Origin of the sequence: Streptomyces tailanensis, from assembly GCF_008386495.1 — a bacterium.
Lineage (GTDB): Bacteria > Actinomycetota > Actinomycetes > Streptomycetales > Streptomycetaceae > Streptomyces > Streptomyces tailanensis.
In genome coordinates this window covers 71002-93712 of the sequence record NZ_VTHJ01000038.1, presented here as the reverse complement: position 1 = coordinate 93712, position 22711 = coordinate 71002, and the positions used below count along the sequence as shown (strand labels likewise).

General features: G+C 70.7%; 19 protein-coding genes. 10 read left to right on the top strand and 9 right to left on the bottom strand.

The genetic code is table 11. From position 1 onward, the window contains the following. Positions 1 to 119: 119 nt before the first annotated feature. On the bottom strand, positions 120 to 992 hold the full coding sequence (locus F3T56_RS27890; protein WP_149828120.1) for a universal stress protein: 873 nt from the start codon (positions 990 to 992) through the stop codon (positions 120 to 122). Between the two features lie 61 nt (positions 993 to 1053). On the opposite strand from F3T56_RS27890, the gene F3T56_RS27885 reads away from it, so the two are divergent. From F3T56_RS27885 to F3T56_RS27875, 3 genes are all read left to right on the top strand, one after another. Next, positions 1054 to 1404 carry a VOC family protein gene (locus F3T56_RS27885; RefSeq protein WP_149828119.1) on the top strand — a complete coding sequence of 117 codons (351 nt, stop codon included), beginning with the start codon at positions 1054 to 1056 and terminating at the stop codon, positions 1402 to 1404. A 441-nt stretch (positions 1405 to 1845) separates the two neighbouring features. Then, positions 1846 to 2802, top strand: a complete 957-nt coding sequence (locus tag F3T56_RS27880) for a threonine ammonia-lyase (RefSeq protein ID WP_149828118.1) — start codon at positions 1846 to 1848, stop codon at positions 2800 to 2802. Between the two features lie 70 nt (positions 2803 to 2872). Continuing rightward, complete coding sequence (locus tag F3T56_RS27875; protein ID WP_149828117.1) at positions 2873 to 4093, top strand: 4-hydroxybenzoate 3-monooxygenase; 1221 nt, start codon at positions 2873 to 2875, stop codon at positions 4091 to 4093. A gap of 28 nt (positions 4094 to 4121) precedes the next feature. On the opposite strand, the gene F3T56_RS27870 is transcribed toward F3T56_RS27875, so the two are convergent. Then, complete coding sequence (locus tag F3T56_RS27870) at positions 4122 to 7334, bottom strand: amidohydrolase family protein (protein ID WP_149828116.1); 3213 nt, start codon at positions 7332 to 7334, stop codon at positions 4122 to 4124. 66 nt (positions 7335 to 7400) lie between these two features. Then, positions 7401 to 7892 carry a DUF6328 family protein gene (locus F3T56_RS27865; protein ID WP_149828115.1) on the bottom strand — a complete coding sequence of 164 codons (492 nt, stop codon included), beginning with the start codon at positions 7890 to 7892 and terminating at the stop codon, positions 7401 to 7403. A 151-nt stretch (positions 7893 to 8043) separates the two neighbouring features. On the opposite strand from F3T56_RS27865, the gene F3T56_RS27860 reads away from it, so the two are divergent. After that, the gene (locus F3T56_RS27860; RefSeq protein ID WP_149828114.1) at positions 8044 to 9756 is read left to right on the top strand and encodes a cholesterol oxidase substrate-binding domain-containing protein; all 1713 of its coding nucleotides are present in this window, start codon (positions 8044 to 8046) and stop codon (positions 9754 to 9756) included. Positions 9757 to 9781: 25 nt separating this feature from the next. On the opposite strand, the gene F3T56_RS27855 is transcribed toward F3T56_RS27860, so the two are convergent. Then, entirely contained in the window at positions 9782 to 10168 is a 387-nt protein-coding gene (locus tag F3T56_RS27855; RefSeq protein WP_149828113.1) for a hypothetical protein, read from the bottom strand. Positions 10169 to 10366: 198 nt separating this feature from the next. Here F3T56_RS27855 and F3T56_RS27850 point away from each other — a divergent pair, with 198 nt between their 5' ends. The 6 genes from F3T56_RS27850 to F3T56_RS27825 all read left to right on the top strand — a co-directional run bounded on the left by F3T56_RS27850 (position 10367) and on the right by F3T56_RS27825 (position 15714). Beyond that, positions 10367 to 11290, top strand: a complete 924-nt coding sequence (locus tag F3T56_RS27850) for a MurR/RpiR family transcriptional regulator (RefSeq protein ID WP_149828112.1) — start codon at positions 10367 to 10369, stop codon at positions 11288 to 11290. A gap of 270 nt (positions 11291 to 11560) precedes the next feature. Next, positions 11561 to 11944 (top strand): hypothetical protein, encoded by a 384-nt coding sequence (locus F3T56_RS27845; RefSeq protein WP_149828111.1) that lies wholly within the window; start codon positions 11561 to 11563, stop codon positions 11942 to 11944. Positions 11945 to 12032: 88 nt separating this feature from the next. Then, positions 12033 to 12350, top strand: a complete 318-nt coding sequence (locus tag F3T56_RS27840) for a YkvA family protein (protein ID WP_149828110.1) — start codon at positions 12033 to 12035, stop codon at positions 12348 to 12350. A 40-nt stretch (positions 12351 to 12390) separates the two neighbouring features. Then, positions 12391 to 13743 carry a CAP domain-containing protein gene (locus F3T56_RS27835; protein WP_149828109.1) on the top strand — a complete coding sequence of 451 codons (1353 nt, stop codon included), beginning with the start codon at positions 12391 to 12393 and terminating at the stop codon, positions 13741 to 13743. A 129-nt stretch (positions 13744 to 13872) separates the two neighbouring features. Then, positions 13873 to 15000 (top strand): serine hydrolase domain-containing protein, encoded by a 1128-nt coding sequence (locus F3T56_RS27830; RefSeq protein ID WP_172639170.1) that lies wholly within the window; start codon positions 13873 to 13875, stop codon positions 14998 to 15000. A gap of 51 nt (positions 15001 to 15051) precedes the next feature. Continuing rightward, on the top strand, positions 15052 to 15714 hold the full coding sequence (locus F3T56_RS27825) for a nucleoside/nucleotide kinase family protein (RefSeq protein ID WP_149828108.1): 663 nt from the start codon (positions 15052 to 15054) through the stop codon (positions 15712 to 15714). 9 nt (positions 15715 to 15723) lie between these two features. On the opposite strand, the gene F3T56_RS27820 is transcribed toward F3T56_RS27825, so the two are convergent. From F3T56_RS27820 to F3T56_RS27800, 5 genes are all read right to left on the bottom strand, one after another. Beyond that, positions 15724 to 17586: a hypothetical protein gene (locus F3T56_RS27820; protein WP_149828128.1), complete on the bottom strand. Its 1863-nt coding sequence runs from the start codon at positions 17584 to 17586 to the stop codon at positions 15724 to 15726. 70 nt (positions 17587 to 17656) lie between these two features. Continuing rightward, entirely contained in the window at positions 17657 to 19375 is a 1719-nt protein-coding gene (locus F3T56_RS27815; protein ID WP_149828107.1) for a hypothetical protein, read from the bottom strand. Between the two features lie 2 nt (positions 19376 to 19377). Beyond that, positions 19378 to 20280: a carbohydrate ABC transporter permease gene (locus tag F3T56_RS27810; protein WP_149828106.1), complete on the bottom strand. Its 903-nt coding sequence runs from the start codon at positions 20278 to 20280 to the stop codon at positions 19378 to 19380. Next, positions 20277 to 21188, bottom strand: a complete 912-nt coding sequence (locus F3T56_RS27805) for a carbohydrate ABC transporter permease (protein ID WP_149828105.1) — start codon at positions 21186 to 21188, stop codon at positions 20277 to 20279. The genes F3T56_RS27810 and F3T56_RS27805 overlap by 4 nt, the downstream gene beginning before the upstream one ends. Before the next feature lie 121 nt (positions 21189 to 21309). Continuing rightward, complete coding sequence (locus F3T56_RS27800) at positions 21310 to 22632, bottom strand: extracellular solute-binding protein (protein WP_149828104.1); 1323 nt, start codon at positions 22630 to 22632, stop codon at positions 21310 to 21312. Between the last annotated feature and the right edge of the window lie 79 nt (positions 22633 to 22711).

Genomic DNA, 22711 nt, shown 5'->3' with positions numbered 1-22711 from the left:
GAGGGCTTTCGCCCGGCACGCCCAGAGCACGCACCTACGCGGACATCAGCCGCTACCGCGGCGGGCGCGCGGCCCGCCCTCCGGGCGGACGACGGGAATGTGACGACAGGACCTAGGGCTCACTCGTGCGGGACGACCGCCACCGGACAGTGCGCGTGGTGCAGGACGCCGTGGGCGACCGAGCCGATACGGGCGCCGACGGCCGTACGATGGGCGCGGCGCCCGACCACCATCAGCTGGGCCCGCCCGGCCACGGACAGCAGGACCTGACCGGCGCTGCCCATCTCGACGTGCTGGGTCACCGGCACATCGGGGAACCGCTCCCGCCACGGCTGGAGCGCCTCCGCCAGGGCGTTCTTCTCGTACGGCTCCAGCCCGCCCGCCTCGTCGAGGAGCCGCAGCGAGCCCGGGCTGTACGCGTACAGCGGCGGCAGCGTCCACGCCCGGACCGCGCGCAGGGCGGCGCCGCGTGCCGCGGCGGTCTCGAACGCGAACCGCAGCACGTCGGCGCTGTCCTGCGGTGAGCCGTGCTGGCCCACGACGACCTCACGCCCGGCGGCCTCGGCGGCGGGGCTGTCCTCGGCGCGCACGAACACGACGGGACGCGGGGACTCGACGAGCACCTGCTGTCCGACGGAGCCCAGCAGGAAGCCGACGACGACGCCGTGCCCGCGCGAGCCGAGCACCAGCATCTCGGCGTGCTCCGCGGCGCCGACCAGCGACTCGACGGGATGCCCCTCCACCAACTCCGTCGTCACCTCCAGCTCCGGGTGCCGTTCGGCGACGCCCCGCGCCGCCTCCGCGAGCGCCTCACGGGCCCACCGCGCCTGTCCGTCCCGGTCCACGGTGATCGCCTCGTGCGGCTGCCACTGCCAGGCGTGCACCACCCGCAGCGGCAGCCCACGCCGTACCGCCTCCCGGCCGGCCCACGCCAGCGCGGCGAGGCTCTCGGACGTACCGTCCACTCCGGCGGTGATCGGGCGCGTCGTCATCGGCCACCTCTCTGTATAAAAGTTTGGCTGACATGCCAAGTCTTCACTACCCTCCCCGCTTGTGACCTTGGAGTGGGAGCAAGTGATCGTGGACTCGTCGGACCCGGTGGCCCTCGGCCACTGGTGGGCCGTGGCGCTCGGCTGGGTGGTGGTCGAGGACTCCCCCGAGGAGTTCGAGATCCGGCCGACCCCGGACCGCGTGCCGGGCCTGCTCTTCGTCCAGGTCCCCGAAGCCAAGGACCACAAGAACCGCCTCCACCTCGACTTCCGCCCCGACGACCAGCAGGCCGAGGTCACCCGCCTCCTCACCCTCGGCGCCCGCCACGCGGACGCCGAGGCCGGGTACTCGTGGGTCACACTCCTGGACCCGGAGGGCAACGAATTCTGCGTACTCGGCTCCCGCCGGGCCTGACCTTGCGGTAGCTCTAGGGCGGGTTTCCGCCCCCGCCGCCCCTACCCGTCCCATCCCCAGGGGCTGCGCCCCTTCAACCCCCTGCGCGGGAGAGCTCGGGGGTGCGGTTTGTATGGCGGGCGCGGGTGAGTGGGGGCTTGTCGCGCAGTTCCCCGCGCCCCTGAAAAGACGGGGTGCGCCCGGTCTTTTCAGCGGCCCGCAGGGCCGTTCAGGGGCGCGGGGAACTGCGCGACAAGCCCAACACAACCCGCACATACAAACGCCCCCCACCCCCTCTCCCCCCAGCGGGGGTCTGGGGCGGCAGCCCCCAGGGAGCACGTCCGGGGTCGAAGGGGCAGCGCCCCTGGGGATGGGAATGGGTAGGGGCGGCGGGGGCGAAATCAATCCGAGGACGTAACGTCGACGTCGAGACATAGTGGAACCAGAAACGGGGTGGGTGTGTTGATCGGGATCTCCGACATCCGGGAGGCGGCCGAGCGGATCGCCGGCCATGTCGTACGGACGCCGACCATCGACAGCCCGGGGCTCTCCGAGTTCCTCGGCACCCCGGTCACCACCAAGCTCGAACTGCTCCAGCGCACCGGCTCCTTCAAGGCCCGCGGCGCCACCGCGAAGCTGCTCACGCTGACGGACGCCGAGCGGGCGGCCGGTGTCGTGGCGGTCAGCGGCGGCAACCACGGTATCGCGCTGGCGCACATGGCGGCCACCCTGCACATCAAGGCGACCGTGGTGATGTCCAGTACCGCCCCCAAGCGGTCCACCGAACTCGTCGAGGCGGCCGGCGCGTCACTGCGCCTCACCGACGGCATGGCGGAGGCGTTCGCGCTCACCGAGCGGCTCCGCTCGGAGGGCCTCACCCTCGTCCACCCGTTCGACGACGAACTGGTGATCGCCGGACAGGGCACTGTCGGCCTGGAATTCGCCGAGGACGCCGGCGAACTGACGGACGTGCTCGTCAGCATCGGGGGCGGCGGCCTGATCGCCGGTGTCGCGGCCGCCTTCAAGGCGCTGCGTCCGGACGTCCGCGTCTGGGGCGTGGAGACCGAGGGCGCCACCACCATGGTCGAGGCGCTGGCGGCGGGCGGCCCCGTCACGGTCGACCTCTCCTCCATCGTCACCACACTCAGCCCGCCCGCCGTCTCACAGCTCACGTACGACCACGTGTCCGCCCTCGTCGAGGACATCCTCGTGGTCTCGGACGCCGAGGCCGTACGGGGCGTCCTCGATCTCGCCGAGCACGCCAAGGTGTGGGCGGAGCCTGCCGCCGGGTGTCTGCTGCCCGCGGCCCGGCAGGTCGTGGAGCGGGTCGGCGACGGGGCCCGGCTGGGGCTGGTGGTGTGCGGGGGCAACGCCACCACGGCGGACATCATGGAGTGGGCGCGGCGATTCGGCCTGTAGCGCCCTCAGGCGCTCAGGAACCGGTCTTCTCATCGCCTCAACGGCCTTGGCCGCCCGGCATAATGCTCGAATGACCACCCCCACGTCCCCCACCTCCTCCCCGGCCGAGCGCACCCCCGTCGTCATCGTCGGCGCGGGACCGGCCGGGCTGACCGTCGGCAACATCCTGCGGGCCGCCTCCGTGGACTGCGTGGTGCTGGAGACCGAGAGCCGGGAGTTCATCGAGCGGCGGCCGCGCGCCGGGTTCCTGGAGGAGTGGGCGGTTCGCGCGCTGGAGCGGCGCGGCCTGGCGGACCGGATCGTGGCAGGGGCGCCGACGCACACCGAGTTCGAGTTCCGCTTTGGCGGGGAGCGTCGGCAGTTCCCGTACACGGAGCTGACGGGGCACCACCACTACGTGTACCCGCAGCCTCTCCTGGTGACGGACCTGGTCCGGGAGTACGCGGACGTCCGGGGCGGTGACATCCGCTTCGGCGTGCGCGACGTGGAGCCGCACGACCTCGACGGCGAGCGGCCCTCGGTGTCGTACACGGCCCCGGAGACGGGCGAACGACGGCTGGTGCACTGCGAGTTCGTCGCGGGCTGCGACGGGGCGCGCGGCGTGACGAGGACCGCCCTGCCGGCGGAGCACGCCACGGTCGCCCGGCACGACCACGGCGTGGGCTGGCTGGCGCTGCTCGCCGAGGCGCCGCCGTCGTCGGACTGCGTGATACTCGGCGTTCATCCGCGGGGTTTCGCCGGCCACATGGCACGCAGCCCCGAGGTCACCCGCTACTACCTGGAGGTCTCGGCCGGCGACGACCCGGCGAACTGGCCGGACGAGCGGGTGTGGTCCGAACTGCACGCCCGGCTGGCGGTGCCGGGGGCGCGGCCGCTCACCGAGGGCCCGCTGGTCGAGAAGCGGGTGCTGGACATGCACAACTACGTCACCGAGCCGATGACGTACGGCCGGCTGTACCTCGCGGGCGACGCGGCCCATCTCGTCGCGCCGATCGCCGCCAAGGGCATGAACCTCGCCCTGCACGACGCCCTGCTCCTCGCGGACGCGCTGATCGCGTACGTCCGCAAGGGCGACGACAGCGGGCTGCGCGGGTACTCGGACGCCTGTCTGCGCCGGGTCTGGCAGTACCAGGAGTTCTCGCAGTGGCTGGCGGAGCTGCTGCACGGGCCGTCGTCCGGCGACGCCTTCCGGGCGGGCTCCGCGATGGCCCGGCTGCGCCGTATCCTCGACTCCCCCGCGGCCGCGTCGACCTCCGCGGAGCTGTTCATCGGCAAGGACACCGATCACTAGACCCCGGCCGCCATGCTCGTGGAAACCCTCAGTGGCCGTCGCAGCACCCGTCCCGCCGCATCAGCCGCCCCACCTCCAGCCAGCCCTCCTCGGTCTCGGCAGCCTTCGCACGCCGCGCCGACGGCTGGTACGCGGCCACCAACTCCTCGGTGGTGTAGGGGGTTCCGCCCCTGAGAACGGAGATTGTACGGACGAGGTCGGCGAAGTCCGTGAAAGGGTCGCCGTCGACGACGGTCAGGTCGGCGAGCTTGCCCGTCTCGACGGTGCCCAGGTGGTCGTCGAGGCCGAACAGCCGGGCCGGCATGACGGTCGCGGTGCGCAGGGTCTCGGCCGGAGTGAGTCCGCCGTCGTGCAGGGCGCGCAGGGCGAGGTGGAGGAAGAGTCCGACGGGGCCGAGGGGCTGATCGGTGCCGAGGGCGATGAGGCCGCCCGCCGCCAGGATCCGCCGGTAGATGTCGATCTCGGTGCGCAGCGTGGCGAGTTGGGCGGGAGTCGGTGGGACGCCCGCAGACTGCCGTACGGTGGCGGCGTCCCACGGGGGCATGACGGCACTCACGCGGGGGTCGTCGGCGAGAGAGGGGTCCGCGCCGAGGAGGGGCGCGGCGGTGAAGGGGGTCGCGATGAGGGAGAAGTCGACGCCCTGTGCGCTGTAGATCTCGACGACGTCCTGGTGGGCGCGCCCGGCGGTGGTGATCGCGTGTCCGAACTCCGCGCGCTGGGTGGCCTGCAGATGGGTCGTCAGGTCCTGGCCGAGCTGGACCCCCGGGGAGAGCAGGTGGCCTCCGGTGCGTATGCCGAGCCGTTCGTGGGCGAAGCGCGCGGCCTCGCTCATCACCCAACTCGGCGCTCGCACATAGGTCTTGACGAAGTCCCAGTCGAGCGCCGCGCCCCGCTCCAGCGAGCGTCGCAGCCCTTCCCTGGTCCGGTGGGCGCGTCCCATGCTGTAGGCGACCCGTGCGCCGTCGAGGAGTTCACCGGTGGTGAGCAGCCGGGGTCCGGCGAGCCTGCCGGACGCCACCTCCTCGCGGATGCGCACCTGTTCGTAGGCGAAGCCGCCGAGGGAGACGGCGGTGGTGACGCCGTAGGTCAGCTGCCCGGTGGCCTGGCGGCTGCCGTAGGTGCTCTGCCAGGGGTGGGTGTGGGTGTCCCACAGGCCGGGGAGCACGGTGTGTGCGGAGGCGTCGATGTGGCGGTGGGCCGCCCGGCGGGTGTTCCGATGCGGTTCCACGGCGGTGATACGGCCGTCGCGTACGACGATGTCGACGTCGTCCCGGACCGTGTCGCCGGTGCCGTCCCAGAGCCGTCCGGCGTGGACGACCGTATCGGCGAGTGCGGGGCGTGAGCGGTCGAGCGGGACGCGGACGGTACGGGCGTTGGCGCCGGAGATGTCGATGAGGCGGAGCCGGGTGCCGGAGAGGTACAGCAGGGTCTTGGAGTCGCCTGACCAGGTGGGGTGGTCGGCGGGTTCGGTGGTGAGGGTGCGGAGTTCGCCGCGTGGGCTGCCGTCGGGGGTGACGGGAAGCAGGCACAGCGCGGACTCCACGATCACGGCCATCCAGCGGCCGTCGGGCGACCAGACGGGCCCGGAGTCGTACCGGTCGGCGATCGAGGTATGGGGTGCGACGGCGTGCAGCCGGTCGGCGCCGGTCGTGGCGTCGACGATCCGGATGAGGTTGTAGCCCTCCCGGAAGCGGGCGCCGAGACGGTTGCGGTCGCACAGGGCGAGGTGGCGTCCGTCGGGCGACCAGCTCGGTCTGCCGGGGATGCCGCCACCGTTCAGCGGCGTCACGAGGACACGTTCCTCGCCGCTCGCCAGGTCGCGTACGACGAGCCGCCCGGTCATGTCGAGGCAGGCCAGCCGCTTGCCGTCGGGCGAGGGGGCGGGCATGACGCGGCCGCCGGTGGCGAGGGCGGTCTCCTTCCCGGTGGCGAGATCGTGCCGGTAGACGCCGAGCAGGCCGTCGCGGTCGTCGGCGTAGACGAGGGATCGTCCGTCGTGCGACCAGGAGGGTGCGAGGAGGTAGCGGGTGGGCGGCGACTTCCGCAGTCGCTTCGGCGGGCGGCCGCCCGAAGTACCCGCCAGCCACAGCGAGTTCAGGGCGGCGAAGGCGACACTGCGGCCGTCGGGTGACAGCGCGGGCAGGTGGATGCCGCGTACCGGCCGGACGCGCGCCTCTCCGAGGTCGTACTCCTTGACGCGGTAGCGCGGCCGGTCCACGGGGAGCACGCCCTCGAAGGGGATGGCCTCGGGCCGCGCGGGTTCGCCGGGGTTCACGAGAGTGAACTGTCCGTCGAGGGTGAGCAGGAGCTGCCCGTCCGCCGTCCAGCGGGGTGGTACGGGTGCGATGTCCCCGTCGACCGGGACGGGCTCGCCGTCGACGACGAGGGTGCAGGAGCCGTTCGGTGAGCCGGTGGTGCGCAAGTAGGCGAGGCGGCGGCCGTCGGGGGCCAAGGCGGGTGTCATGACCTGTGCGGCAACGGTCTCGGTGTGCTCCACGGTCACCGGGCCGGTGCCGTCGGCGGCCACGGCGGCGATGGTCCGGGACTCCGCGCTCGGGCCCGTGGCCGTGGTGGTGACCTTGGCGCGCACGAACAGCAGTCGGGTGCCGTCCGGTGACCAGGTGGGGTCGAAGTCCTCCCACGCGCCGTCCTGGAGGGGGCCTTCCTGGCCGGGGAGTCCGGTGACTCGGGTGATGTCGCCGGTGCTCAGGTCCAGGACGTGGACGCGGTACGGGCACCCGTTGGCGGGGGTGACGGGGCCGCCGCCGCGTTCGGAGCCGAAGGCGAGCCGGGTGCCGTCGGGCGACCAGGCCGGTCCCCGGTCGTCCCAGGGTCCGTCGGTGCGCTGTCGCAGGTCGGAGCCGTCGGGGCGCATGGTCCACAGATGGAAGCCGCCGCCCTGGTAGGCGCAGAACGCGATGAGTTCGCCGTCCGGGGAGTGGGTGGGCCGGTTCGGTTCGAGACCGGCCGGGGTGAGGGGGACCGCCTTGCCGCCGGTGCGGGGTAGGGACCACAGCCCGCTCTGGATCTCGGCGATCAGCGTGTCACCGGCGGGGGCGAATGTCGCCGATCCGTTGGTGGCGCGGGTGAAGGAGAGGGTGAGGCCGGTGCGGGCGGTGCGGGGCCGGGCGACGGCTGCGGTGGCGGTGGCCGCGGTACCCAGGACCGCTGCGGCCCCTGTGGCGGCGAGGAGTTGACGGCGGGTCAGGGACGGGGTGAGGCGACTCTGGTCACGGTCCATGACACGTCACGCTGGCGCATCACGAAGCCCAGGGGCAACAGCACCGTTCACGCCAACCGGCGGACGTCACCTGCCGGAGTGATGGGCCCGGATCCAGGCCGGCAGCGCGAACCAGCACAGCAGGTACCAGACGAGCAGGGACGCCACCAGCCAGGGCACGTATGCGTCGTCGGTGGCCACCCGCAGGATGAGCAGCAGCGCCGCCGTCATCGTGGCGAGGAGCAGGATCAGGCCCGCGACGGTCATTCGGCCCGCCCAGCGCACGGTGGCCGGTTTGACGCGCCGTCCGGTGACGAGGCGGTGGAAGGAGACCGGGCCGACAAGGGCGCCGGTGGCGGCGGCGCCGAGGACGACCGTCACGATGTAGATGGTCTTCTCGGTCTGCGGCAACTGCTCGTAGCGCGGTGTGAAGACGACCGTCAGCAGGAAGCCGAACAGGATCTGCACTCCGGTCTGCGCGACCCGCACCTCCTGGATGAGCTCGCCCCATCGACGGTCGGCGCGCTCCTCCTCCGTCTCGTCACGGCCTCGGTCACGGTGGTCGTTCGCCTCGGTCATGGCACGTCCTCCCGGCTCGGTCGATGCCCCCTTCCCTGGATGGCGCCACCACCCCGACAACCCACCACAGACACAAGCCACTTCACCCACACGAGTGAATCCAGTTGGCGGATCGGATACTTGTGCCAATACCCCACCTAGCGTGACTGCGGTGACCGACTCTTCCGCAACGTCCCGTCGGGGATTCCTGCTCTTCGCCGCCGCGCTCGCTCTCACGCCGCAGTTCGTCCGCCAGGACCCGGCCGCCGCCGCGGCCGAGCTGCCGGACTTCCCGGAGGGCGTCGAGCTGTACCGGTCCGCGTACCGCAACTGGGGCGGGGAGATCACCGCGTCCGCGCTGTGGGCGTGCGCGCCCGCCGACGCGAACCAGGTGGTGGCCGTCGTCAACTGGGCCCGGCGACAAGGCTGGAAGGTTCGTCCGCGCGGTCTGTCCCACGGCTGGTCACCGCTGACCATCACGCCGGGGACCGAGTCCGGCGCACCGGTGCTGCTCGTCGACACGACCACGCACCTCACTGGCATGACCCTCCTATCCACCGACCCCGCCGCCGTCCGGGTCGGGTCCGGTGCCTCGTCGGAGGCGCTGCTCACCTTCCTGGAGGGCCATGGGCTCGGGGTGACGGCCTGCCCGGCGCCCGGTGACCTGTCGATCGGTGGGGCCCTGGCCATCGACGCCCACGGCACCGCCGTCCCGGCCAACGGGGAGAGACGGCTGCCCGGTCACACCTACGGCTCGCTCAGCAATCTCGTGCTGTCGCTGACGGCGGTGGTGTGGGACGCCGACAGCGACGCGTACGTCCTGCGCACGTTCACCCGCGACGACGCGGACGGCGCCGCGCTGCTCACGCACGTCGGCCGCGCGCTGGTCACGGAGTTCGTGCTGCGGGTGGGGGCCAACACGAATCTGCGGTGCCTGAGCCGGACCGACATCCCCGCCGCCGAGCTGTTCGCCGCGCCGGGCACCCAGGGCCGTACCTTCGAGAGCTTCCTGGACGAGGCGGGGCGACTGGAAGCGATCTGGTTCGCGTTCACCGAGGTCCCCTGGCTGAAGGTGTGGAGCGTGGCGCCGACCCGCCCACTGACCTCCCGCCGCGTGACGTCGCCGTACAACTACCCCTTCTCCGACAACGTGCCGCCCGTCGTCGCCGACCTCGTCGGGCGAATGGTGTCGGACGCCGCCTGGCATCTGGCCCCGGTGCTGGGCAACGCGCAGCTGACAGCGGCGTCGCTGGGCCTGGTGACCACGCGGTCGGCGGACATCTGGGGGCCGTCGAAGAACACCCTGCTGTATCTGAAGCCGACGACACTGCGGGTCACGACAAACGGGTACGCGGTGCTCACCTCGCGGGACCAAGTACAGCGCGTCGTCTCCGAGTTCACCGCCTTCTACCGGGAGCGGCTCACCGCGTACGCCGCCCAGGGGCGCTTCCCTGTCAATGGTTCGGTCGAGATCCGGGTGAGCGGCCTCGACGATCCGGCCGACGTCGGGGCGGCCGGGGCCCGCGCCCCCTTGCTGTCGGCGCTGCGGCCGCGCGCCGACCGGCCCGAGTGGGACACGGCGGTGTGGCTGAACGTGCTGACACTGCCGGGGACGCGGGACGCGGAGGCGTTCTTCCGGGACCTGGAACGGTTCCTGATCACCACGTACGACGGCGGCCACGCCCTCACCCGGGTCGAGTGGTCCAAGGCCTGGGGCTACACCGACGAGGCCGCCTGGAGCGACCAGGAGGTCCTGGGCACCGTCGTACCGGCGTCCTTCGACGACGGGGAGGGGCCGGGGTGGGAGGGGGCGGTGGAGATCCTGGACCGGCTCGATCCGCACGGGGTGTACGGGAACGTCTTCCTCGACCGACTGTTCCCGTGAGCGAACCGCACACCCGAGTTCGCGATCAGCGACGTCCCCGCGGCCCCTCTACCCGTAGCTGGAGCTGGACCTCCTGGTCACCGGCGTCCACACCCACCTGGAGCACGGTGTACGCCTCCTCCAGGACCGCCCGCAGCAGCCGTACGGCGGGCGGACTGCCCTGTACGTCGACCGTGACGGGCCCGGACAGCGGTTCGGCGTGCTCCTCGGCACCGGTGGGAACGGCGGCCGTGTCGTAGTGGCCGGTCCACATGGTCGGCCGGTCGTCGCCGGCCTCGTGGGGCGGCTCGTCGGTGCGCCGGTCCGACTCGAAATGGCCGCACAGGCAGGCGAAGACGCGTTCGGCGTCCTGTGCGGAACAGTCGCAAAGCACGACCTCGACCTGGGACACGGGCAGTCGCGGCAGGGTCACGAGCGTCCTCCCTGGTGTGGACGACAGGGTGCGGGTACCCCCATGGTGTGCCCGAAACAGGGTTCGCGCAGGTCGCGCGAGACGGCGCCCGCCGGTCAGGAGGCCAGCCGGGCCTCACGGGGTCCGACTCGATCCGCCCGGTGCCGCACAGCCCGTGGGCTATGTTGAGTGGTCGTGGGAGACGAAGGAGGCGCGCGGGTGCCATCGCCGCAGCAGGCACGTGCGCAGGCATCAGCGATCACGTCCGGGCGGACCGCCCCGGAGACCGAGCAGTCCCCCACGTCCCGGCTCAGGGAACTGTTCGACGGGCCCCGGCTCTCCCCCGGGCAGCGGCGCATCGCGCAGTACCTGATCGAGCACATCACCGAGGCCGCGTTCCTGTCGATCACGGATCTCGCGGAACGCGTCGGGGTGAGCCAGCCCTCGGTGACCCGGTTCGCCGCGGCCGTCGGCTTCAGCGGCTACCCCGCCCTGCGCGAGCAGCTCCAGTCCATCGCGCTCGCCACGCTCGGCAGCGCACCGGGCGCCCCCGCGCCGGACCGCAGCAACGAGCTCCAGGCGGCCGTGGACGCCGAGATCGAGAACCTGGAGAACCTGCGGCGCGACTTCGCCGACCCCGACCAGGTGATCGAGATCGGCCGCGCCCTGTCCCGCTCGACGCCCCTGACCGTCCTCGGGCTGCGCATCTCCGGCGCGCTCGCCGAGTACTTCGCCTACGCCGCCCGCCGTATCCACCCCGACGTCCGGCTGGTGACCAAGGGCGGCACGGTCGCGTACGACGCCCTGCTGCAGTCCCGGGAGGCGGGCGGCACCTGGGTGCTGGCGTTCTCCATGCCCCGGCACGCGCAGGAGACGCTCACCGCGCTCCAGGTCGCCCGCGACGCCGGGCTGAAGGTCGCCCTGGTCACCGACCTGGGGCTCGGACCGCTGGCGGACGAGGCCGACGCCGTGTTCGCCACCGGCACCGGCTCACGCCTCGTCTTCGACTCCTACGCGGCCCCCGTGATGATGTCCTCCGCCCTGCTCCAGGCCATGACGGACGCCGACCCGGAGCGGACGCAGGCCCGGCTGGAGGCGTACGAGCAGGTGTCCGAGCAGCAGCAGTTCTTCCTCAGGGACTGATCCCACCACGTACCGATAGCACCGGATTATTCAGAACTTTCCCGGCATGAATTTTTTCATGTCCTTGCAAACTCATCGGTATATATAAATACTGCTCGCGGATCGTGACCCGGCCGGACACCGGCGTCACGTCGTCCGCCCGGGTCCGTCCGCTCCTACCCACCACGGCGCCCCGGGCGCGGCGGCCCCGGCCATCCCCTGGACCGGGGCCGCCAGGACTCCACCCGAGTCGCACTGAACTGGCGTCGATGCAAGACCGGAGCGTTGAACATGGCCCTCACCTCCTCGCCGATCCGCACGGACTGGCCGTGTCAGGTCAAGACCCCCGGCAGCTACGACTGGGAGCGGTCCGCGGCCAAGTGGCTGCGCGAGCTGGTGCCGGCCCGCTACGGCAGCTACCCGGCGATGATGCGCCACCCCGTCCTGCTCGCCCGCCACGCCCAGATCCAGGTCCAGCACGAGATCCGCGTCGCCCGCACGGCCCTGCAGACCGCCCGCTCCGAACTCCCCAGTCTCGGCATGTCCGAGTCGGTCATCGAGCACACGATCAAGATGTACGCGGCCGAGGTCATGCAGCTGAACCACATCGCCCGCAGCATCAGGGCCGTCAGCCAGGCCCTCGTGGACCACAACCTGGCCCGCGCCTCGCACTGAACCCGCCACACCCGACCGTGGTAGGCGGCGCCTGTCCCGGGAAAGAGGATGAGAGGGTACGCGTACACGCGAGCGAGGGGCGGGACCGATGGATTCCTGGACCTGGGGTGTGATCATCGCGATCGCGGTGGCCGCGGCCGCCGTCCTCGGCGTGGCCGTGTGGCTGCTCCTCCGACTCGTACGCACCCGCCGTGAACTGCGCCGGGCCGGACTGCCGACCGGCCCCAAGTGGGTCTTCTGGGGTGCCGTCCTCTACCTGGTCCTGCCGACCGACCTCATGCCCGACCCTGTGTACCTCGACGACATCGGCGTCCTGCTGCTGGCGCTGCGGTCGATGCGCGCGGGCCGGCACGGCGAGTTGGCCACCGAGGCACAGAACGATACGGGAACCGCCCTGCGGGGATGAGACGTTGTCGGGCTGACGGTCACTGCGACGGACGGCACCGATGAGCGAGCTGGTACCCGGGGGCAATCTCCCCCTGCCGAACGGCACCCTGACGATCAGGGTGCCAGGCCCCTTCGACATCTCCGCCCTCATCACCGACGACACCGGCAAGGTACGCGGCGACGCCGACTTCGTCTTCTACAACCAGCCGACAACGCCGGGGGCCCGCCTCGACGGCGGGCAACTGACGGTCGAGCCGTCCGCGCTGCGCGCGGGCGCGACCCGCGTCACGATCGCCATCAGCCCCGCCGACCCGGCTACACCGCTGGGCCACTTGCCGCCACCCACCCTGCACGTCACGCGAGCCGGCGCCCGCCTCATCGCCCGCTTCACACCCCCGAGGCCCCAGCGGGAGACCGTACTGCTGCTGGCGGAGCTGTACCGCCGCGGCCCGGCCTGGAAGATACGGGCACTGGGGCAGGGATACGCGGAGGGGTTGGCGGGGATCGCGAGGGACTTCGGCGTGGAGGTGACCGAGGACGCCTCTGCGACTCCGCCCGCATCAGCGCCCCGTCAGGGGCGCGGGGCTGTGACATTTGCGGCTCCGCCGCGTGGGCGCGACCAGCCCCCACCGGCCAGCGCTGTGAGACTCCTCGGCCTCGTCAACTCGGCACGCGCCTGCGCACCTTCCCAAGCCGTATCACTGAACCCGCGACTCACAGCCGCAGCCCAAGCCCACGCCACCGCGATGGCCGCACAGGGCCGCCTCGCGTCGGAAAGCGCCGACGGCGTCTCCGTCTACCAACGCATCACCGCCGGCGGTTATACATACCTGACCATCGGCGAACACCTGGTCTCAGGTCCGCGCACCCCCGCCGAGTTCGTGGACTACTGCCTCTCCGACGAACAGGCCAAGGGGACGCTCCACGGACCCGCATACAGCGAGGCGGGCTTCGCACACGCCACCAACCCCCTCTCGGGCACAGTCTTCTGGACGGCACTCTGGGCCCAGCCCTTCACCCCGGCCGGCCTGGAGCGAACAGCCACCGAGGTCATCACCCTCACCAACGCCGAGCGAGCCACCGCAGGCCTCCCTCCGCTCTCCTACGACCGCCCGCTCACGAACGCAGCCCAGGCACACAGCGCCGACATGGTGGCGCGCGCCTTCTACGCGCACACCTCCCCCGACGGCAGCGAACCCTGGCACCGCGCGGCCGCCGCCGGCTCCACCCGGCGGTCCATCGGGGAGAACATCGCCTGCGGGCAACGCTCCGCCGCCGAGGTCGTACGCGGTTGGATGAACAGTCCCGGGCACCGCGCGAACATCCTCAAACCCGGCTTCACCCATATAGGTGTCGGCTTCGCCGGAGGCGGCACGGCAGGCACGTACTGGACGCAGCTCTTCGGCGGCTGAAACCTGTCTGCCGGTTTTCTCCCCCGTTCGAGTCAGTCAACTCGCCTAGAGACATGGCTTCTTGACTCTCTGTGATCGCTCGACTCCAATTCAATCTGTCGGTGTCTCCGCAACGGGAGGACGAAGCAGATGGTTTCGAGCACGGTGGGCGTGAGCGCGGCGACACTGGGCGCGGTGGTGCTGTCCCTCCTGACGGTCCCAGCGCAGGCGGCCGCACCCGCTGCCGCGTTGGCGCCACCGGACAGCGCGGCGCTACGAAAAGTGCTGCGCACGGCGCTGTCCCAGGGCGCGCCGGGCGCGTTCGCGAGGATCGACGACAACGGAACGGCGCTTCGGCTCTCGGCGGGTGTCGCCGACCGGCGCACCGGGCGGGCCATCGCCACCGGGGACCGTATCCGCATCGGCAGCGTCACCAAGACCTTCTCGGCGGTGGTCCTGCTGCAACTGGTCGACGAGGGCAGGATCAAGCTCGACACCCCGGTCAACACCTATCTGCCGGGGCTGCTGCCCGACAAGCGGATCACCGTGCGTCATGTGCTCAGCCACCGCAGCGGTCTGTACGACTACGCGGGCACCCTCTTCGCCCGCGCGGTCCCAGGCTTCGAGAACGTCCGCAACAGGGTCTTCACCTACCGCCAGTTGATGGACCTGTCGCTGGCCCAGCCGCTCACCAACAAGCCCGGCGCGGTGTACGCGTACTCGAACACCAACTTCATCGTGGCGGGCATGCTCATCGAGAGGATCACCGAGAAGTCGGTGGCGACCGCGTACCGGAATCGGATCATCAAGCCGCTGAAGCTGGCGGACACGCACTACGTCCACCCGCGGAACACCATCCCGGGGACGTACTCCCGCGGCTACATGACCGCGGACTCGGCGGGCCGGAAGATCGACTCCACGCGGCAGACCGTGTCGTGGGCGCAGAGCGCGGGGGCACTCGTGTCCAGTGCCAAGGACGTGAACAAGTTCCTCACCGCACTGATGAAGGGGAAGCTCACCTCGTCCGCCCAGCTGAAGCAGATGCTGCGGTGGACACCGGTGAACAGCACGCAGGCGTACGGGCTCGGGCTGCGCCGGCGTGATCTGTCGTGCGGGATCTCGGTGTACGGGCACACGGGCACCGTGCAGGGCTACTACACATGGGCGTTCACGTCGAAGGACGGCGGGCGCAGTCTGACCTCGTTCGCCAACACGTCCAACAACGACACGGTGTACGCCACCATGAACCGCACGCTGGAGTCGGCGTTCTGCGGCTGATCTGCGGCTCACACGCCATGGAGTACGTGGTTTCCGTCTACCGTCGTTCTCATGCCCCTGACCTTCGACGACCTGCTGAGGCGGGCCACCGCACTGGTCCGCCCCGGCCGCCGAGCCGTACTCGGCATCGCCGGCAGCCCCGGCGCCGGCAAGACCACACTGGCCGAGAGGCTGACCCGCACGCTCAACGGCGACGGAGACCCCTGGGTAGCCCACGTCCCCATGGACGGCTTCCACCTCGCCGACGTGGAACTGGACCGTCTCGGCCGCCGGAACCGCAAGGGCGCGCCGGACACGTTCGACGCGTCCGGCTACGCGGCCCTGCTCCGCCGACTCCACGAGGACGAGAACGAGCACGACGACGAGCACGACATCGTCTACGCCCCCGGCTTCGAACGCACCCTGGAACAGCCCATCGCCGGCTCGATCCCGATCCCGCCCACGGCCCGCCTGGTCGTCACCGAGGGAAACTACCTCCTTCTGGGCGAGGCCCCCTGGCCCCGGGTCCGCTCCCACCTCGACGAGGTGTGGTTCTGCGAACTCGACGAGCCCGAACGCGTCCGCCGTCTCATCGCCCGCCACGAGGAGTTCGGCAAGGGCCATGACGCGGCGGTCGCCTGGGTCCTCGGCACGGACCAGCGCAACGCCGGCCTCGTGGCCAAGACACGGGTACGGGCGGATCTGGTCGTGCCGGGGACGGCGATGCCCTTCTGAACCCGGTGCTCAGCCCTGCAGTGTCAGCAGCGGTTCACCCCTCTCGTCGCCCGCAGGATCTCCGATCAGGGCGGTGAATGCCTCGGTGCGGACGGCCAGGCCCTCCGGGGTGCGTTCGAAGGTGGCGGTGAAGGAGTCACCCGGTCCGTAGCGCACGGCGAAGACGTTCAGGTCGTCCGGGGAGCCGGGGGCCGGTTCGGCTTCGAGGGCGCTGGACGCCACCAGGTGGGCCCAGCCCTCGTCGGGGTTGCCGTAGCCGCGCGGGTCGGCGGCCAGGGCGAAGGCGGCCTGTTCCTGGGTGATCTCGGCGCGGGCGTCGAAGAACTCCACGCCCTCGGCTGTGGGGTGGGTCAGCCGCAGGCCGCCGGCGGAGGCCACGGCGGCCTCCGAGATCCGGCGCAGGCCGTCACCGTCGTCCGCCACATACGGGAGTCCGGCGAGCAGATAGGGCTCACCGGGGAGGCGTTCCACCGCGACCGTCGTCCATAGGCGTGTCCCGTCCGTAACGTACAGGGACTGAACATGGCGCAGGACGTGGTCACGGGTGACGACCGGCTTGGTGACCAGCTTGGCCGCCAACCCGTCGGCACGGACGTCCCGGACGCGGGTCTCGCCCATGGGGCGGCACAGCAGGAAGCCGTCGACGACCGGGCCGAAACCGTGCTGGCGGTTGACGGCCGCGGGGAGGAAATACGTGCCGTCCGCCTCGATCAGCGACGGAGTCATCCTGGTGTCGAAAGCCACCGAGACGCCGCCCGCGCGGAGTTGGTGCCGGACCGGTTCGGTGGACGGTGTGCGGTGCCAGGGCGTGGTGTCCTGGATCTGCCAGACCAGCATCCACGCGAAGTGGCCGTCGACGCCGCCGTCCGGCTTGACCGCGTGGCGGCCCGTGGGGGTACCTCCCACGCCCTTTAGGCAGTGGGGGAGGGTGTCGCCCCGGTAGCGGCCGAGGTCGGCGCCGATGCGGTGCCCGAAGTAGCGCAGGCCGAGGACCGACTCGAAGCCGGAGTGCTGTTCGCTGTAGCGCGGGCCGCCGTTGTCGAAGCCGCCGACCGTCAGGCGGGCGTCGATGTAGCGGGCGAGTACCTCGCCGTCCTCGGCGAAGATCCGCTCGCCGCTCACCCGGTGGGCCTGGGCGAGGAAGGACAGGGAGATCGGGCCGTAGTTGTTGTCGTAGGCGCCGCCGTGCTCGGGCGGGAGGAGGGCGCCCCGGTCGCGTACCCGGTGGGCCCGGATCTCGTCGACGTACAGGGCGATCGCCTGTTTGCGGACCCGCTCCCCGTCCTCGGGCGGAAGGTGGCGGGCCAGCATCAGGCCGCCGACGACGCAGCCGATGGCCTGGTTGCCGGCCTCCTGCGGGTTGAAGAAGGTCGCCTCGGTGAGCCAGCGCCAGTAGCCACGGCTCATCTCCCGCAGGGCGTCGGTCTGTTCGTCGTCGAGGAGGCCCTCGGCGAGGTCGAGCAGGTTGACGGCCTGGAGCAGGGCCCACACCGTGCTCGGCCAGTCGCCGATGGGGTGGGCGCCCGGCGCCAGGGTGTAACGGGCGTACGGGAGGCCCGAGTTGCGCAGCCTCAGGTTCGGGTAGCCGGGGTTGTCGTCCGTGTAGACGCGCTCCCGGAGGTGGAAGTCGGTGCTGCGGCGGACTGCCTCCGGCAGGCGCGGGTTCTTGGTGCGCTGCCAGGCGAGGGCCAGCAGCGAGGTGATGCCGAGGGAGGTGTCGCCGATGTCGTCGCCGCAGTCGGGGTGTTCGAGGTTGCCCTCGGGCGTGATGCGCGCGAGGGTCTGCTCGACGACGTCGGCGAGGACCGCGTCGTACGCCTCCGGGGTGTCGGGCAGGTCGTGCAACGGGCCGCGCTGGTGCGTGAGGTGCACGGGAGGGGACGTGAGGTGCACGGGGATCAGCCCTTCATGCCTGGGGTGGCCATGGCGTGGTTCGCCGGAGTCACACGACGGGTGCGGGCCGGCGGGCGCGCAGTGCGACGGTCAGTGTGTGCGGGCCGAGCCCACCGATGTAGACCCGGTTCCCGGTCGTCGCGTCGGTGCCGCCCACCACGGTGTAGTCCTGACCCGGGTCGTACCGCAGTACCTCGCTCCGGTCCGGCCCGGCAAGCGGTTCGCCTGCCTCGGTGTCGGCCTCGACCCGGATCTCGTCGTCACCGACCCGGTAGGTCATCGGCCCGGTCGTCAGGCACCAGCGTCCGTCGCCGATCGGTAGGGCGCCCTCTGGCACGCCGCCCGGCCGGAAGGTCAGTTCGAGGGCCCAGGGCACCCGTGGTCCGCTGATGTCGATCCGCAGGTCGGCGCCGTCCTCCCGCAGGTCCACCTCGACGCGGGTCGTGTGGGAGACCTCGTCCCGGGGCCGGTCCGGGAAGGCCATCGCGGCCGAGAAGCGGCCCTCGTCCGCCAGCCGGTAGACGCCGTCGTCCCGCCTCCGGTCCGTCGGGAGCGGCTGGTAGTAGGCGGCCGTGAGGGTTTCGGTGAGCCGGTACCGGTTGTCGGCGGGCTGTCGCATGTCGGCGGCGCGGAACGGGCCCAGGTCGAAGAACCCTCGCGTCAGACGGACCGCGTCGAGGACGGCGTCGCCGGCGAACAGGCGCAGGAAGGTGGGGTTGCAGGCGAGGCCCGAGCGGATGCGCCGGTGCTCGGGCACGTCGGAGCCGCCGTACACCACCGTGTGCGCGGTTGCCGAGGTGCGGGCGGCGAGGCGTGCGGTGGTGAGGTACCGGTCGCGCGGAAGGGGCTCCGCAGTCGGTGCCGGCAGGACGCGGCACAGGTCCGGGGTGAGGAGGGTCTCGGCGAGCAGGTCGGGGTCGTCGACACCGCCGGCGGCCGCCAGCCGCGCCACCCGTGCGAAGTCGCCCCGGCCGGTGCGGATCGCGAGCAGCCGGTAGTGCGGCAGGTAGGGCGCCAGCGGGAACGGGTGGTTCTGGTCCTGCCGTCGCGAGTGGACGGTCTCCACCGTGCCGTCCGGCCTGATCAGGTCCAGGGTCGTGGCGAGATTGCGTTCGACGGCGTACAGCAGGTCGGCGCGGCCGAGCACTTCGGCCAGGAGCAGCAACGACGGGTTGGACACATGGGCCGCGTAGTTGGCGCTGCGTTCCGAGTACAGGCCGTCCGCGTCGATGTCGACGCCCTCGGCGAGCCACTCCTCGACGCGGTCGAGCAGCCGGTCGTCGGGGAACGACCGGTGCAGCCGGGCCAGCGCCGCGCACAGCTCCCAGCGGTGGTTCGGGGTGTGCACCCCACCGGTCAGGAGGCTGCCGGTGGCGGCGTCGGCGATGTCGGCGAGCGCGGCCGTGACGTCGCGCAGTTCCGGGCCCGCGTCGGCGGCGAGGACGTGCGCGTCGCACACGTCGTTGACGGTGAACGCGGAGTCCGGCGGTGACTGCACGTTGTCGCCGCCGGCGAAGAGCCCGGTGGTGGTCTGCGCGGCCCGCAGGGCGCGGAGGTGGGTCGTCGCGGCGGCGACGGCCCGCCCGCTGCCGTGCAGTGCCGAGTCCGGGGAACGGTATGCCGCGACCAGGGTCTTCACCCGTCGCGCCAGACCACGGTGCGGCACACCGGCGGGTTCCTCGTCGGGGCGGGCCGCCAGCGGGGCGGCCTGCCGGTCGGCGGCGCGGGCCGCCGCGCGGACGAACTCGTGGTCGAGCGGGGTGGGCAAGGTCAGTCCTTCAGTCCGGCGTTGATGTCGGCGTTCATGACGTAACGCTGGAACACCAGGAAGACGACGATCAGCGGAACCATGGAGATGACCGAACCGCCGAGCAGCACCGACCAGTTGATGTTCTGCGCGCCGACGAGGCTCTGGATGCCGATCTGCACGGTGAACTTCTCGGGGTCGTTGAGCATCAGCAGCGGCCAGATGTAGTCGTTCCAGCGCCACTGGAACGACAGGATGGCGAGCGTCAGCATGATGGGCCGGGAGATCGGCACCATGATCCTCAGGAAGATCGACAGCTCACGCGCCCCGTCGATGCGGGCGGCCTCGATGAGCTCGTCGGGGACCGTCAGGAAGAACTGGCGGAACATGAAGCACCCGGTCGCGGTGAGCAGGGCCGGGAGGATGATGCCGACGAGCGAGTTGTAGAGGCCGAGGTCGCGGACGACCAGGAACAGCGGGGCGAGCATGACCTCGGCCGGCAGCATCGTGGTGGCCAGGATGCAGACGAAGAAGGCCTTGAGCCATTTGTTGTCGTACTTGGCCAGCGCGTACCCGGTGCAGCAGCTGACTCCCACCGTGAGGATCGTCGCGATCACACACACGATGGTCGTGTTGATGAAGTACTGGGAGAAGTTGGCGCTTGCCCACGCTTCCTTGTAACCCGACACGGTGGGGTCGTCCGGGAACAGCGTCAGCGGAAGGGAGAACAGGTCTCCCGCCGGTTTGAAGGAGCTGAGGACGAACCAGAGCACCGGCACCCCGTAGAGGCCCGCCAGGACCCACAGCAGAGTCGTCGCGGGAATCGCGCGCCGAAGCCCACCGCTTGCCGCGCCGCGGGGCCGCTTCCTGGAGACGGCCGGCACGGAATCGGCGTCGACCTTGCGCAGTGTGTCTGTGGTTGTCATCGGTTCTCCACCCGCCGGTTGACCATCATCTGGATCATCGCGACGACCATCAGGATGAGCATGAGCACGAACGACGCGGCGCTCGCGTAGCCAATCTGGCCCGTCTTGAACCCCGTCTGGTAGATGTACTGGACAAGCAGGTTGTTCGACGTTCCGGGTCCGCCGTTGTTGAGGGAGGCGAACACCGCGTATTCCTTCATCGCGTGGATCGTGTTGAGCAGGATGACGATGAAGGACGTGGGGGCGATGCTCGGCAGGGTGATGCTGAAGAACTGGCGCCACGGACCGGCGCCGTCGAGCGCGGCCGCCTCGTAGTACGACGTCGGTACGTTCTTGATCGCCGCGATGAACAGCAGCATGGAGAAGCCCGTCCAGGCCCAGGCTGCCGCCACCACGACCACTATCAGTGACAGGTCCGCGTTCGACTGCCACGGAACGGCGCTTCCGCCGACCTTCTCGATGAGGTAGTTGACCAGTCCGAAGTTCTCACCGAACAGCCATCGCCACAGGACACCCACGATGATGGGCGACAGCAGCCACGGGATGAAGAAGAAGACGCGGGCGACCGACGCGCCCTTGGCGTGCTTGCTCACCAGCACGTTGGCGATGAGCAGCGACAACACGAAGTTCAGGGGAACGAAGAGCACGGTGTACAGCAGCGTGCGGGTCGTCGCGGCGTAGAAGGTCGAGTCCCCGAGCAGCTTCTGGTAGTTGTCCAGTCCGACGAACTGGAACGCCCCTACGCCCGTGTAGTTCGTGAAGGAGTAGACGAGCCCGATCACCGCCGGCCAGAGGAAGAACAGCGCGAAGAGCACGACATTGGCCGCGATGAGGACGAGCGGCGCAAGGGTGTACTTACTGCGTCTCCTGGGCGGGCTCGCGGACACGTCCGAGGCGCGTTTTGTCATCTTCCTGACTCCGTGCTGGTGGAATGGATTCCTGGGGCTCACACCATGAGGCCGGCATGGGCCGGGCGCCCGGGCGGGGCGGCGAGGGCTCGACCCCGCCGCCCGGCCCGCCGGCCTACGTTCAGCCGCCGACCTGCTGGTTGTAGCCGTCCACGATGTTCTGCAGGGCCTTGTCGGCCGACTGTTCGCCGTTGATCGCCTTGCCGAGCTCCGCCTTGGTCGGGTCGTCGGCGAGGCTCTTGCCCTTCAGCACCCAGTTCGTCTGCGCGCTGTTGAAGTAGCCGGAGATCGGGTCGTAGAGCGGGATGGACTCGTTGTAGAGCTTGAACGCCGCCTGCGCCGCCTCGGACTTGAAGGGGTACTTCGGGTTCAGACCGCTCTCGACCGGCAGGAAGCCGGAGGCCTCGCACAGCGCCTTGTAGTGGTCGGGCTCGTACAGCCAGGACAGGAACTTCTTCGCGGCGGCGGCCGCGTCGGCGTTGTTGTTGAAGCCGACCGTCATGCCGCCGCTGTTGACGTCACTGGCCTGCACCGGCTGGGCGGGAGTCGGGACGCTCGCCCACTCGAACTTCGTGATGCTCTCCGCGTAGGCGGCGACCTGCCACACGCCGGACCAGTAGGCGACGACGTCACCGCTCTGGAACATGGCCGACGGGTCGGCGCCGCTGGTCCACACCGACTTCGGCATGGTCTTGTCGTCGTTCCATCCGACGAAGGTGTTCACGGCCTTCTTGGTCGCCGCGTCCACCGAGAACTTGCCGGAGTCGTCGGCGTGGACGTACTTGCCGCCCATCTCGTACACCATGGCGCGCAGCCGGGACGGCGACTGGTCGAAGGTCAGGGAGTACTTGGCCTTGGTCTTCTCCCGGACCTCGTCCGCCGCCTTGATGAACTCGGTCCAGGTCCAGGTCTTGTCGGGCGAGGTCGGGTAGGAGACGCCGGCCTTCTCGAAGAGCGACTTGTTGATGAACATGCCGGACGCGGTGACGTCCGAGGGGATGGACAGCACCTTCCCGGACGAATCCTTGGCCACGAAGTTGGCGTTGATCTTGTTGGTCTTGTTGTCGGCGATGGAGCTGAGGTCGATCAGCTTGTTCGACCAGATCGGGTCGAGCGCCGGCACGGCCGCCACGTCGGGCAGCGAGTTCGCCTGCGCGGAGTTGCGCAGCTTCGTCGTGTAGCCGTCGTAGGGGATGTTGACGAGCTTGACCTTGACGCCGGTTTCCTTCTCGTACTGCGCCACCATCTTCTTCCAGCCCGCGTCCTGCCCCGGAACCGTGGAGATCCAGAACGTCAGCGACTTGGAGGTCCCGCCCGATTCGGATCCCGAGCCGCAGGCGGAGAGCAGCAGGGCACCTGCCGTGGCCACGGCAGCGAGGGGAACCACGCGGCGTATACCGCCGCGGCCGAGTCGGCGGGAGCGCCGCACACCTACATTGATCATCTTCGATCCCTTTTTCGTCGCAGGGGACGGAGCACGGCGCCGACCGAGGCGGCACTGGTGCATCTTGCAGGAAAAGTCG